This window comes from Pseudoalteromonas citrea, from assembly GCF_000238375.3.
Classification (GTDB): Bacteria; Pseudomonadota; Gammaproteobacteria; order Enterobacterales; family Alteromonadaceae; genus Pseudoalteromonas; species Pseudoalteromonas citrea.
In genome coordinates, this window is the sequence record NZ_AHBZ03000017.1 from 1 (window position 1) to 13,831 (window position 13,831).

The 13,831-nt window shown below is 41.2% G+C and carries 8 protein-coding genes and 1 riboswitch; of the genes, 5 read left to right on the forward strand and 3 right to left on the reverse strand.

What is annotated here, in order from left to right:
* The first annotated feature begins 147 nt into the window (after positions 1-147).
* Entirely contained in the window at positions 148-768 is a 621-nt protein-coding gene (locus PCIT_RS11085) for a LysE family translocator (protein ID WP_010363488.1), read from the forward strand.
* Positions 769-1,088: 320 nt separating this feature from the next.
* Here PCIT_RS11085 and PCIT_RS11090 read toward each other — a convergent pair whose 3' ends face one another.
* Genes PCIT_RS11090 through PCIT_RS11100 form a run of 3 tightly spaced genes read right to left on the reverse strand, consistent with a single transcriptional unit; the run spans position 1,089 to position 7,324 of the window.
* A complete protein-coding gene (locus PCIT_RS11090) occupies positions 1,089-2,315 on the reverse strand; it encodes a DUF1552 domain-containing protein (RefSeq protein ID WP_010363486.1) in 1,227 nt (408 codons plus the stop codon).
* A 32-nt stretch (positions 2,316-2,347) separates the two neighbouring features.
* Positions 2,348-5,512 carry a DUF1592 domain-containing protein gene (locus tag PCIT_RS11095; RefSeq protein ID WP_010363484.1) on the reverse strand — a complete coding sequence of 1,055 codons (3,165 nt, stop codon included), beginning with the start codon at positions 5,510-5,512 and terminating at the stop codon, positions 2,348-2,350.
* A 12-nt stretch (positions 5,513-5,524) separates the two neighbouring features.
* On the reverse strand, positions 5,525-7,324 hold the full coding sequence (locus PCIT_RS11100; RefSeq protein WP_010363482.1) for a cellulose binding domain-containing protein: 1,800 nt from the start codon (positions 7,322-7,324) through the stop codon (positions 5,525-5,527).
* Positions 7,325-7,554: 230 nt separating this feature from the next.
* Positions 7,555-7,637: riboswitch (cyclic di-GMP riboswitch) on the reverse strand.
* Positions 7,638-9,059: 1,422 nt separating this feature from the next.
* On the opposite strand from PCIT_RS11100, the gene PCIT_RS11105 reads away from it, so the two are divergent.
* The 4 genes from PCIT_RS11105 to PCIT_RS11120 all read left to right on the forward strand — a co-directional run bounded on the left by PCIT_RS11105 (position 9,060) and on the right by PCIT_RS11120 (position 13,676).
* Positions 9,060-9,392, forward strand: coding sequence for a gamma-glutamylcyclotransferase family protein (locus tag PCIT_RS11105; RefSeq protein ID WP_010363478.1), 333 nt, complete (start codon positions 9,060-9,062; stop codon positions 9,390-9,392).
* A 260-nt stretch (positions 9,393-9,652) separates the two neighbouring features.
* Complete coding sequence (locus tag PCIT_RS11110) at positions 9,653-10,348, forward strand: fimbrial biogenesis chaperone (protein ID WP_010363476.1); 696 nt, start codon at positions 9,653-9,655, stop codon at positions 10,346-10,348.
* A 110-nt stretch (positions 10,349-10,458) separates the two neighbouring features.
* Positions 10,459-12,816, forward strand: a complete 2,358-nt coding sequence (locus PCIT_RS11115) for a fimbria/pilus outer membrane usher protein (protein ID WP_010363475.1) — start codon at positions 10,459-10,461, stop codon at positions 12,814-12,816.
* A complete protein-coding gene (locus tag PCIT_RS11120; RefSeq protein ID WP_010363473.1) occupies positions 12,813-13,676 on the forward strand; it encodes a hypothetical protein in 864 nt (287 codons plus the stop codon). Before PCIT_RS11115 ends, PCIT_RS11120 begins: the two co-directional genes overlap by 4 nt.
* Positions 13,677-13,831: the final 155 nt, after the last annotated feature.

Here is a 13,831-nt window from a genome sequence, read left to right on the forward strand (position 1 = left end):
CAAAGCACACAATGAAAATCAAAGTGAAAAGCCACTAAACGATTGAGTCAAAATAGGAACTCAGCTAAGGTTAAGGCATCAATAAATAAAAATAAATTAAAACGAGTAATGCTACAGACTCGTTAGTTTTAAAGGATCATTCTGCACATGGATTTCTTCATATTGGTTTTATTTATACCTGCATGTTTTGCTTTGAACATGATACCAGGGCCAAACAATTTACTTTCTATGGCTAATGCGCAACGGTATGGCTTTAAGTATGCTGTTGGAGCAGGACTAGGAAGAATTGTAGCATTTATTGTTATGATCTTTTTAGCGGCTACAGGATTAGCAACAGTACTTTATGCTTCAGAAACTATTTTCCTAACAATAAAAATCATAGGCGTTGTTTATTTATTTTGGGTTGCTTTTAAATTATGGAATACGAAACTTTCAGAAGTTGAAGAGCAAAAGGAAGACTATGATAGTCTCTATCAGCTTGGCAAACAGGAGTTCTTATTAGCCGCAGGTAATCCAAAGGCTATTTTAATATTCACAGCATTCTTACCGCAATTTATAGATGCTAATGAAAGTGCTGGGGCTCAGTTTTTCATGTTAGGTGCGACATTTTTACTTTTAGAATTAATAGCTATTTCTGTATACGCCATTTTCGGCGTTTACCTTCGCAATTGGTTTTCAAAACCAAATATGAAGCAATTGTTTAATCGTTGTTGTGCTTTTTTTATTGGTTCAATTGGCATAAGCTTGCTCATCGAGCGCAAAGTTTAAAACTAACACCTATGAGCCTTAACTCTGTCAAAGGCAGTAGCGCTCTTTGTGACTATTTTGGCCCATTGCTCCAAGTTAATTTTGCGTTGATGCTTTATAAATTACTCTCTTATTAGGGGCCACGACTAAGCTTTAAGATTGGTGCCTAACAACAGGAAGGGAAGGGCTGTTTGCTGCACATATAGCGTATAGCCAGATTCAGTGTTCAAGCAGGCTAATTAAACAGTATTATGACACAGCAAATCGAGCCTCTTGTAATTTTTATGTCATTATGTATTTCATAAGCCCCTAATAAAGGGGCTTTGTTAAATGATTGTTTGTTAGGCTATGATCCCTGGGATTTCTTGGCCAAAATCGAGGTTTACCCCACATGCTTTGGCAGCTGTATGCAGTAGGTCATGTTGGTGATAACCAGAGCCCACATCACTGACTACCCCGGTGTTGAGCCGAGTGCCACCTCCAGCAATGAGATACGAACACGGGTTCGCTGAATGCTTATCTGCATGCCCCATATCTGATGTTTCTAAAACTACCGTACTATCGAGTATGCCAGCCGCTTTTAGCTTTTGGATCAAATACGCGCTTAAGCTGCCAAGGTGGCTACGCATTTCGGTGTAATACGGATAGTTTGGCTGGCCATTACTCCCCCCATGTATTGCATTGTGGTAGTGCCCTTGGAAATTCAATTCTGGAATACGAAACTCAGATTGATGGTTTCCGAACGCCAATGATATCGAACTTGTTAGGTTACATTGCAATGCCGCTACTGCAATATCCGCTTGCAAACGCGCTTGTTGACTAAACGTATCAAAAGTAAGAGGAAACTCAGAGTCATCGGGTGCAATCCCACAGGAGACTCCACCGTAAAGCGCATCTAAACGCCGTTGTGTATCAGAGATCGCATCTAAATGATCGTTCATTCGTTGCACTTCGTAACCCGCAAGTTTGTTTTTGATCGCATTGGCAGCTGACATATGTGCGTCCATGATCGGCGTTTTACTATTACTGCCTTGTGCACTGCCAAACACCATTTTAAATACGGTGAAAGGGTTCTCTTGAAATGGTAAGTGATTTCGATTGTCTTTGGTTAATTGACCTTGGCCATTGCTGTGAACGCCTAAATTTAGATAGCGAAATGGTAGGTTAGGCCCCAAAGCATTGCCCATAGTGACGTCATAACTGTCACTTCCCCAGTTTTTAGCAAGCAGAATTGGCATACGGCCATGGCCTGCATTGGAATGCGACATATTGACCATAAAATTACAGTCAGTTTTTACTGGGTCATATCCTGCTGACATGACGCCTAACTGCATATTTTCACCGCTTCCTGTTGGGTTCCAAAGCGAGGCTACTGAACCACCAGGTATATAAATTGAAACCGTTTTATTGGGTAGTCCCGCACTTTGAGCATCCGCATCTCTTGCGAAAAGTAAACCTGATACCAACGGTGATGTGCGGATCAAGGCGGCAGAAATTCCTGATGCCATAAACACTTTTAATAGCCTACGGCGTGACATAGTCATGTTACTTAAATGTTCATCTTTCATTTTACTAACCTTTTGTATTGTGACCCGCACTGTTAATTTCTTGACCAAGCTTTGCGATAGCGCACAGACTTCAATGAACCAAACTTCTCTAACATGGCTCTTGGGCTATTTTGCATCATGGCATCTGTGAGTGTGTCTATTTCGCACATGTAACCGATTTGCTCTGTTTCAGATAGGCGTTTATCTTCGTCGTTCGACGGGTCGACTGAGTCGTGGCCAACCCCCATAACATAGCGAAACATTTGCTGTGGTAAGCAACTTTGAGCAGAAGAGAGGTCGGCAATAACGGTACCTAATTGTTTAGCGCCATAAAATGCAACGGCGTCGCTGACTTGAGCATACTTCTCGGGTGCGTAGAGGGTGCCCGATGCATCTATTATATTACCGTTTTTATCATTGCTTCTTACTTTGCCCACGGCGTCAAAGTCTTCCATGCCAAATCCCATAGGGTTTATGTACTTTTCGTGACAATTAGAGCATGGCTGGCCTTGCGTTAAGCTGTGATACTTGAGTCGGGTAGTTGTTGCTGGGTCTTGCAGCATGTCAGACAGCTCGGCAAGCCTTTGCTCCCTGGCTTCAAAGGTTCCAGCAGGTGGATCGGGTTGCTCTTGACACAGCATACGACGACGCACTCTTACCGAGCGTAAAATAGGGTGAGACTCACCAACTTCAGCCCAACGAGACATAAATGCACCATTTGCTAATATGCCACCGCGTTGGGTCGTATCAACCTTTTGTAATTCATCGCCAGTCACACCAGCAAGGTTGTAGTGTTCAGCTAGTAGCTGATTTACAAACGTAAAGTTTGCTGTATAGAATGAACTGAAGCTTTCATCAGGTTCAGTCATAATGTATGAAAAGGTTTCATTCATCTCCGCCTTCATCGCTGGGACCAATTGTGCAAAACCCGGGTAGATGTTTTGGTCCTTAGTCGCAACTTCTAAATTACCGGTTCCTAACCAACTTCCAACAAAATCACCTAGGACAGATTTAGCACTCCCGGCAAGGCGATTTGCATGCGCGGTAATAGTGGCTTCATCACGAAGTTCATCACGTTCAGCAGCTTGCCAAAGCAGTGGATCTGGTGTTGAACCGGTGAATGTGTATGAGAGGAAGGTCGCCATTTCCCAAGAAGTCAGTTCAAAGGTGTCAGCGTCTAACTCGGAATTATCAGGGTTTGGTTCCCCTAGTTCGTGGCGATAGATAAACTGTGGTGATGACAGTAGCCCTTCCAAGGCTAACTTCATTCCAGCTTCAATATCGCCATTGTGGAAAAACCCAGTTGCAATTAGTCTGTAATTTTGTGACTCATCTTGGGTTAATGGGCGACGGAATATTTTAGGTGCTAACTCATCAACCAAACTATTGGCACAGTCTTCATCAATGGCAGCACAACTTAAAGCAGGTGAAAAGTGTTGTTCAGCAACCCATTGTGATACCTCTTCAGCCACTAGCAAGTAATTACTGTAATTTGATGGCTGGACACTGGCATGGGTATTGTTGATAAAAAAACCAACCTGAGAATCAGGGGATAAACCGTCTGACACGATAAAATCAACACCAAGTAAGTCTTCTACTGTATTTTGATACTCTGTTTGAGTCAAAATTTTCAACTGTCTTGCACCGTAAGCAATGGGCGTTACCGTTGGCTCACAGGCTAAAGTGGCTGGCCAAAGCGTTTGTATATAGGCCGCTATATCACTTGCACATTGTTCATCACAGGCACTTGGGTTACCGTAAGGCATTGTCGTTGTGATTATATCTATCATGGCTTGTATATCTCGCTCAGTATCAAGCGCGGGAAATGACCCCAAGCCACCCGCTTCGGAGCCGTGGCAACCTGCACAATTGCCTTTGTATAATTGCATGCCTCTGGCAATGGGATCAGTTTGAGTTACTACCACACGTTCGATATTACTCGGCTCTGAAGGCACTGAGCTGTTAAGTGCTATAACTTTATAATCGAATTCGCCAGATTCAGGTAAGCCAGACTCATAAACACGTGAGTTGGATGCGAGTTCTGCTTTAGTTTGCCAGCGGCCATCAACGGATTTAAAACGCACTAAATAATGCGTTTCGTTATTGCTGTTGTCATACCAATTTAGGTGCGCTTTGTTATCGGTCGAAATAACATTCGCACTCAGTTCTGTCGGTGCTAAGGGCTTGTTTGGCATGGCAACAGGTTGAAAGCTGTCTTGTTCAGCAGATAAAAAAGTTAGGTTAAAGTAAACCGGTACGGCCTCACCAATGTGACTTAAGTTTGCGACTACACGTAACGCTTCTATTCCATAATCCATATCAAAGGCTTTACTGTCGATGATCATGGGCGTTAACGTACTAACATTTATTCTTCCAGACGCCAGCTTTACGACTAAAACATCCAAGCTAACCTCTTGGTTAACACCATGTAAGCTAATTTGACCTGTTATATTTTGCGTAGTTGGCTGGCCTATAACTAGGTTGCTTAACAATGCTTGTTCGATCTGAGTACTAAAGTAAGCCATAGGCAATAAATCTGTTTCAAACAGTAAATCTAAAACACGACTATTTCTTATGTCTACTTCGGTAGAAATACTATTGAGATCTAAAGCGAGCTTAACACTCCCTTGTTCATCAATACTGCCAGATAGAGCAGAGGTTGTAAGAGTGTTTGCCACAAATTGATTTATCTCTGCAATATGATCTTTTTTTACTGAAACATAATTTAAAGAAGACTCTATTTCATCAAGCTCCCATAAACCAGTTTCGGTTACATCATCCGAGGGAGGTTCTTCTGTATTTGTACAAACATTGCCACTGAGACTTATTGTTACCGCGTCGGCCAATCCATTTTTACTGGCTACAAACCCTAATCCAAATGATTGATTGGCGTGAATCGTATGGCCCTGTGAAGTAATCGTACAACCTGAATCATCGCAATTGAAATTGCCATTCCAGCCATTTTGCAATGACACGCCTTGATTCCAGGTTAGTTCCAAGGACCAGTTATTGATGTTTTGGTTTGAGTCATTTTCAATGACTATCTCGGTTTTAAACCCATTGTTCCAATTGTCTGGGGTAGTGAAAGAGCATAGTGCTGCATGAGCGAAAGGCATACTCACCATAAAACTAACAAAGATAGTAAACTTCGTTATTACTGGCGTGATAGACCGAACGTGAGTTAAGGTAAATAAACGTTGTAAATTATTGAATTTCATCTTATTCCCCTCCTATTGTTGAGCTTCAAATACTAAGTTAAAGCTCACGGGAACCGCGTAACTTATAACAGATAAACTCGCCAATGTTTTAAGCGTTTCTATACCTGACTCTAAGGCGAAGTCTGTCGCGTTTAACAAAATAGGCTTTTGGCTTTGCACCAATATTTTATCGTTAGTTAGGCGCCGAATTATGATGTCTGCGTTGACTTCTACTATTACGCCTTTGAGGTCAACGGTGGCAGAAATTGATTGTTTTTCAGCACTGCCAATGGGGAGTGCCATCACCGCAGAGTAATCAACTGAAAGTAGCACTTCAGCTTTTTGAAATACGGAGGTATCGAATAAGTAGGCTTTCATTCTGGTATCTCGGGTGTCGTTACCTGTATCGACACTTGTCAGATCAACACTTAACCTCGCGTCACCTTCGGTAGAAATACTGCCACTCATAGTGTTAAACGTGTGTGCTTCAACTACATGCTGTTTTTTGGTTGAGACAAAATGAAGACGCGAACTTTGAGGGTTTAACACTAATGGTTTGTTTATAGGTGTTACATCAGGTTCTGATACATTAATACTGAGCGGCTCACTTATCGTGGAATTTACTCCATCGTTTACGGTTAATGTGACTGCGAATAATCCCTTTTCATCGAAAATATATTTAGGGGTTGCTTCATTTGACGTGTTGCCATTGCCAAAATCCCAGCTATATGTGAGCTCATCGCCGTCTTGATCAGAGGACTTGCTGCCGTCAAAATTCACCGTTAAAGGGCGTTCACCTGTTGTTACTGAAGCAGATGCAATTGCTGATGGGGCATGATTAACTGTATCGTCTAAGTTGCATAAGCCGCCCATTGATGGTGTTGTTGGTGCGTCATTTTCTTGAGCTTTTTGTGCATTAAAACCAAAATCTAAACTCTGACCTGGATTGATCGTACCATTATAGTTTTCATTAATGATCTCATACGGATTATTACCACTGTGTTTACCATGCCAAACGCCAGTCAACTTGGTATCGTCTGCAAACGCCATCAACACTTTCCAGTTTGAAATGGCGACATTTTCAGTATTGGTTATGGTGACCTTTGCACGAAACCCTGAATTCCACTCTTGCTCTACTTTAAAACTACAGTGGGCCGATTCTGGCTCGGGTTCACCAATAGTGAGTTCAATAGGGGAAGCGGGGTAGTCATTAGTGCCATCATTTATGTTAAATGAAACCTGATAAGAGCCCGCTTGCTCGTATATATGCTGAGGGTTTACTTCATTTGAACTGTGGCCATCACCAAAACTCCAAAGGTAGCTCAAATTAGTCGATGGTGAGTTCTTAATCTCACTGGAAAAGCGAATTGTTGCGGGTGCAGTTCCTTGAGTTTGAGATGCTGTTATTTCAACTTTCACCTCGTCATCATCAGTGTGTGAGCCACTGTCACAAATACCGAATAGTCTAGGCTCTATGGCGTTTTGCCCATCACTCTTATTAACATTAAAACCAAAAGATTGAGATGAATTCGGATTAATATTACTGTTCCAATTGAGGTTTTTAAATTGATATGGGTTGTTGCCGTCTAGTTTCACTCGCCAAGCATTGTTGATTGATTCACCGTGATTAAATTCTAACCCCACTTCCCATTCACTTATGGGTGTGTCAGTATCGTTATGCACTATCACTTCAGCGGTATAACCACTTTGCCACTCATTTTTAACTTTAAACTCACATTGTGCAGCCAAGCTGCTTATGGAGTGCCCCAAAGCCATTACGCAGAGCCCCACTTTTAAAAAGTGGTACTGCTTGTTGTGTCTATTTTGTCTCATGAAGATTCCCCGAAACATTGCCATTTGACATGTTATTTCCCTGCTGGTCTTCGCTAAATAGGCGTTCGACCATATATAACAGGCTGTAATAGCTAGAGCAAATTCAGGTATGAGGAAAAGCCCAAAGTACGGGGGATGACACTACATGTCATAGGCGTGAATACCGATCAGCTGCGTAACGAGCATACGCACTAAAGTATGCTCGTTAATCGCATTCATAAACGTTGGCATTCAGCGACCCCGCTATCTTAGTTCTCACCTTAGACCGGAAGCTTTGCGTCCCTTTCTTTCAAAAGGTTTGCTATTTTAAGCCTGTTCAAGCAAGTTAGCTTAAGGTGACAATAACCGCAAGGCCCAAACCTTAAAATTCACAATATTTGCACATTTCAATCAAGCAAGATTCGAGCTGTTACATAAGGGGCTTTTGACGAAACCTTGAAATTATATACAAATTAATGGCTTGATATTTGTCTCTGAAATGTAAATAAGCTGAAACCACTCAATTTCTATTGCGATAATTGATTTATTCACAATAAGTTACAATAGCCTATGGTCACTACATAATGGTTTTGTGATCAGAATAGGCTGCTTCGTGTTTGTAGTTCGATGACGTAAGTTCTAATGTAGAGTGCGTGAGTTGTTATGATAATACTGGCATACACGTTTGTGTAACAATCCCCAAATTAGTGTCTAAAACATCTATAACATGGCAAAAAACGATTCTAAATTGGTGTGCATTCACGAATAGCCTTACCGCTCGGTAGTTCAATATGGGCTTGTTGATGAAGTAGCTAAATGCGGAGAAATGTTTCAGTTTAAGTCAGGCTGAAGTTAGCCTTGTGTATCGGCCAGATTAGGTGATTGCGTTATATATTGACAGAGTTTGATGATATATTTCGAGTTTATTGAGATTATTATTGTTTGATAACGCTATGGAGAAGCCATGTTTATCGTAGGCGCTATATTATTAATATTAATTGGGCTTTTTCATTCGTATTTGGGTGAGCGTTACATTCTTATTCGGTTATTTCGACGTGACAATTTGCCTAAATTACTCGGAAGTGATTGGTTTACCAAGCGAGTTATAAGATTTGCATGGCATTTAACGACTATCGCTTGGTGGGGATTTGCCCTAATCCTCGTTGTGTTATCAATGCCCAGTGTAAATATTTATAGTCAAATTACATCGATTATTGGCGTTGTATTTTTTCTAAGTGGCTGTGTATCATTTGTTTTTTCGCACGGAAAACATTTATCATGGGTCGTGTTTTTTACAATAGCTGCGACAAGTTTTTTTGGATCTGCATACAACTGATAAGGTGTCTGAAGATGAGGGATATCCTCCATTATTCAACAATTATTTTGTGACTTTTTGCACTTTCATAACAAGATAAATACTCACTAAATTGCGAGCCTAAATTTTATTCAATGCCCTTTGGCTTGGCTTAAAACCAAGCCGCATGAAATTTTCTATTCTATTGACATTGATACCTGTCGCGGCATCGATGTTAATGAAGAGATCGTCGCTATTGTTGAGATAAAATCAGCCCATAAGTACGAAGAGCATGAGTGACGCATACGCTACCACTTTTATTGATACGTAACGACAGTCATCATTTGATACGAGTGTGACTTTTATAATTTATTAAAATAGACTCATTGAAGGATGCGAGTTTTATAAACGAACATTCACGATATGTACCTCGTTTAACTTTAGTGTAGGAAGACGTTAGCCATGGTAGAAAAACTCTTTGTATATGGCACATTGTGCCCAAATCAACCTAATGACCACATTCTCAACGACATTGGTGGTACATGGGAAAGGGCCAGTGTTAAAGGTAGTTTGAAACAGGAAGGATGGGGAGCCAAAATGGGCTACCCAGGACTTGTTTTAAATGAAGTCGAGCATGAAGTTAACGGTTATGTTTTTTCATCCGAAAATTTGTCCAATCATTGGGACAGCCTAGACGAATTTGAAGGCAAGGAATATCAGCGCTTACAATCTAAAGTTAAATTAGCGAATGGAGACTTAATTACTGTGTATATGTATACGCTGAGCCCTAAGTAACTGGAATGTAAAATCACATTCGTTGTACCGTTCATCATGCAAAACTGTAGCTCAGGGCTAATTAGTGAAGAGAAAAATCAAAAAGTAGTGGTGTCTTATCAGCTTGTTAGTAAGCAAAGTAGCATTTTTCACTCGTTAAGAGCGAATAATATATTTAAAAGATAAGTTAAAACCTTTCAATTACAATTTACGCTTGTATTAACGAACAGTCAGGGTATCGTATAGCAAAATTTTTACCGTGTTTTTAAATTGGAAGTCTGATGCGTAAACTGTTGTTATTGCTTTTGTGGTTGTCGGCCCCGGTAATGGCCTACCAAGTTCAACCTATGATAGTAGACCTTGCGTCACAGGGTAAAAAATCCCTCGTCACTTATCGCCTTCAAAATCCAAGTGACAGTGCTCTGCCGATTGAAATTGAGGTTTTTAAACGTACATTCGACGAGAACCAAAAAGAAGTTTTAGTTTCGGCAGAAGATGACTTTATTGTACTTCCCCCACAAGTAGAGGTACCAGCAAAAAGTTACCAAGTATTTCGTGCAAAATATTTAGGTTCTCCAGAGCTAAAAGAAACCAGTTCCTACCGTATTGTGTTTAAACAGTTACCTTTACCCAATGAGGACGAAAAATCTGGCGTGAAAATGGTATTTAATTTTGCAACCTTGGTTTTTGTCAGCCCTGATGGGATCAGTGCGCAACACAAAAGTACACTGAGCTGTGCCAAAATAGACGACTGTAAATTGGCGATCACCAATGAAGGTCAACGAGTACTGGATCTTTCGCACTTCGAATATAAGTTTCATCAAGGCAAAACGGTTGTTAATTGGGCACAATTTCAATCTGTCACACCTGGGCGCTTTATTATGCCTAGTCATACCGTTGAGCTTGACATCAAACCTCTGCTAGATGGTAACCCCGCAGTAAGCGCCGAACTAATTAATCTCTTTAACAAAAAGTAAAACACGCGATGACGAAACAGGGCTTTTTCTCTCGGCCTGCACAGTATAAGTGTGTCACCTTCGCACTTGTATTATTTTGGGCGTGCTCATCTTTTGCTGTGGAGTTCAACATGGACTTTCCCGTGCGGCTAAATGCTGCCGAAGTGGGGCAAGTCTCTGCCGCTAGTAACGGTGTTGAAATTACTTCTATTTCTGCAAATGAATTTAAAAGTAGTTTGCAAACCGTACTCAGCGATAAAGTCAATAAATGGCTGATCAGCAAAGGCAATGCAGCAATCACATTAGCAGAATACGCAGAGCAGGGAATTCATTTAGAAATGCAGGCTCAAGACCTTACTATTGATATGACCTTGGCTGAGCGCGCTATGGCGACTGACAGTTTAACGTACGGTAAGCAAAAGCACTTTGATAGGCCATCGGATGAAACCAGCTGGGCGATGTTAAACAACTTCAATCTGAACCATGAGCGTAGTAATAATAACCATGATCACAGGTCTCAGCTTGAGTGGCTTATGACTGCCAATGTTGGTGGTGGTGATGGAGTCAATATGCGAGGTTCTCTGTTTTGGGAAAATGGTGATAACCAAGCTCGCGATGTTTACCGCGGTGACATTGCCTTATTTTACGACATACCCGAAGCACCGCTTCGGTTTACATTTGGAGACACACAAATTAATAGTTCAGGGCACCTATCAGGTGCTCAGCTTGCCGGGATTAGTATTGAGAAAGCCTATTCTAGGCTGCAACCCCAACGTCGGATCACACCAAGCAATAGTCAACAGTTTGTGCTCCCACGTGCCGCTAACCTAGAAGTTTATATTAATGACTTTTTAATTTCTCGGGTCAGGCTAAAAGCTGGACGCTATGATCTCAGTGACCTCCCACTTGCTTCTGGTGTCAATAATATTCAAGTGATTGCCACTTATGCTAATGGGGAAACTCAGGAGTTTTATTTTACCACTCATTATAATGCAAGGTTGCTCGCAAAGGGTTTAAGTGATTACGCGTTTACCCTTGGTCGTCTCTCTTCAATAGAGCAAGATCGTTACACTTATGACGATGATGTTTTTGTTTCTGGTAATTATGAGTACGGAGTCACTGATAGGCTTACTTTAGGGATAAATGGTGCTGTGCATCCAACAGGTCATGTGATCGGGTCAATCGCGACCGTAAATAGCGTTGTGGGTAACCTGTCGCTTCGTTATTCACAGAGTAAAGTAGTTCAGGAACAATCCGGCAATATTTATTCTATTGAATCGGAGCATAGTATTTTTGGGCATGGTAATTTCGGTTCACCCAATTTACGATTAGGGTATGAAGTTAGACAAGATTTTACCAATACACCCTGGCAAGAATTCAGTACCATCGCAAGTAGTAAAAGAGCCTTCGCTGATTATAGTTATTTTATCAACGAGCATATGGACTTTAACTTAAGTGCGTCTCGTGACCGAGGTAGTGATAATTTTGTGACCGATAATGCATCCATTGAACTTAACGTGCGTTACGAAGGTATGCGCGTTCGCACAGGCTTTTCATATAAAGATAGTATCGATACGCGCGTTGTTTCTGAAAACAAGTTTTTCTTGAACTTTACATGGAATCATTATAATCGAAGCACGAATAATCGGGCTCGAGCCCAATATAGCAGCAGAGACAAGGTTGCCAGTGCCAGTTATGCGAAAACAAACAATAACTTCGTTAATGATTACGGCTATGAAATACGTACGGAAAAAGGCAGTGATTTTAGACAAGAACAGTTTGACGCAAGTTATACGAGTGCATTTATAAGGGCTGATGTGAGTGCGACTAATTATACTCGCGATCAACCACAAGCTGATAGTCGCTCTAGCATCAATCTATCCTCTAGTATAGGGGTGGCTGATGGGTATGTTGGCATGGGGGCAACATCAACAGCGCCGTTTGCCGTAATCACCAAGCATGACACATTAAAGCATGCTGATGTTTTAGTAAACGTAGACCGCCAAGGGCGAGCTCAAACAAAGCCGAACCAACATATGGGGGCGTTAATAGAGCTTGGAACTGGTTATACTAACTCACAGTTAAACGTTGACGTGCCGGATGCGCCCTTAGGCTATGACTGGGGGCCCGGCATGTATGTTCTTGTTGGAGGTGCTGCAACAGGGCACCACATTGAGATTGGCTCAGAGCTTTCTTATACCGTGATAGGAAACTTAGTTGACGATAAAGGCATGCCTATTGCAATGAAAAGGGGGCGAGTATTTAAACAGCAAACTCTAAAGGGTGGAGATCATGTTGCAACAGACATCGCAATATTTACCAATAGGACAGGGCGCTTTGTTGTAGAAGGTATAAGCGTTGGAAATTATATAGTTGAAATAAATGGTATGACCGGGCAATTTAGTATTGCTGATATAGAGCAACGTTTTATAAGAGTCGGAGCACTTGAGCTGACGAATAGCCAATCAAAAGGAGGTGACAACAAATGAAGTTTATAGCCTATATTATGCTGTTAAGCTTTTTACTGTCTGCACCGAGTGCTTTAGCAAGGTGGAATGACTGCGATGGCAATATGCTTGCTACATCAAACCCGTCGGACATAATTGAAGAGTATAACAACCGAGTTACCGTATATATACCTATAAAGGTACAAGTCTCAGACAGCTTATTGGATTGTGCAGATGAAATATGGGTTGAAGACGTGTACTACTATTCAATGGTGTTTTCAGGCCCGACGCAGGACAAATACGCAAAGCTGTATGATTCACAGTTTAAGAAAATTAAGGTACGCAATGGCATTTGGCGCTCGGATCTACAAGAGCGTTCAACTCAAATGTGGGTTAGATTAAGGCACTATAGCTTATTTCCTGCTGGTGCTTATACAGGCCACATTATTGTTTCTGTTGTAAAAAACAACGAAGTCATTGATCAGCAATATTTAGATTTAAGCTATTACTCTGAAGCTCAGGTTGCTATTTCTCTGTCAAACTCAAGTAAAGGTAAAGTGTCGGGTAGTAATGGCAACTACCATATCGATTTGGGTGAATTAAAAAGTAATATGCGTTTTAATTGGGGCATTAAAGTGCTTAGTAACAGCTCCTACGATATTGTCGTAGATTCTGAATATAATGGTTTGCGCCACAAAACTAACACTCAAGCGCTGATAGACTATTCTATCAAGTTCGATAATTCACAAATTTCATCATCTGAACGCCTCTATCGTAGCTATAATTTTTACCCTGGTGTAAAAAATAAATGGTATGGATTTGAATTCAAGCTTGGCGATATTGAGCTTATGCCTGCTGGTACCTATCAAGATAACTTGTCGCTAACGGTATATCCTAGATAGTTCTTACCGAGCCTTGCATACTGTAACCATCTAGGGCCGTTTAGCGTCAAACACTATTGCAAAGAAACAGGCGTATACCGTTTATCACTTTTTAGTTTGTTAGCTCACTAGGCTTGCAGGCAATTAGATGATGCAGGAGATCGGCAGTACCGAAA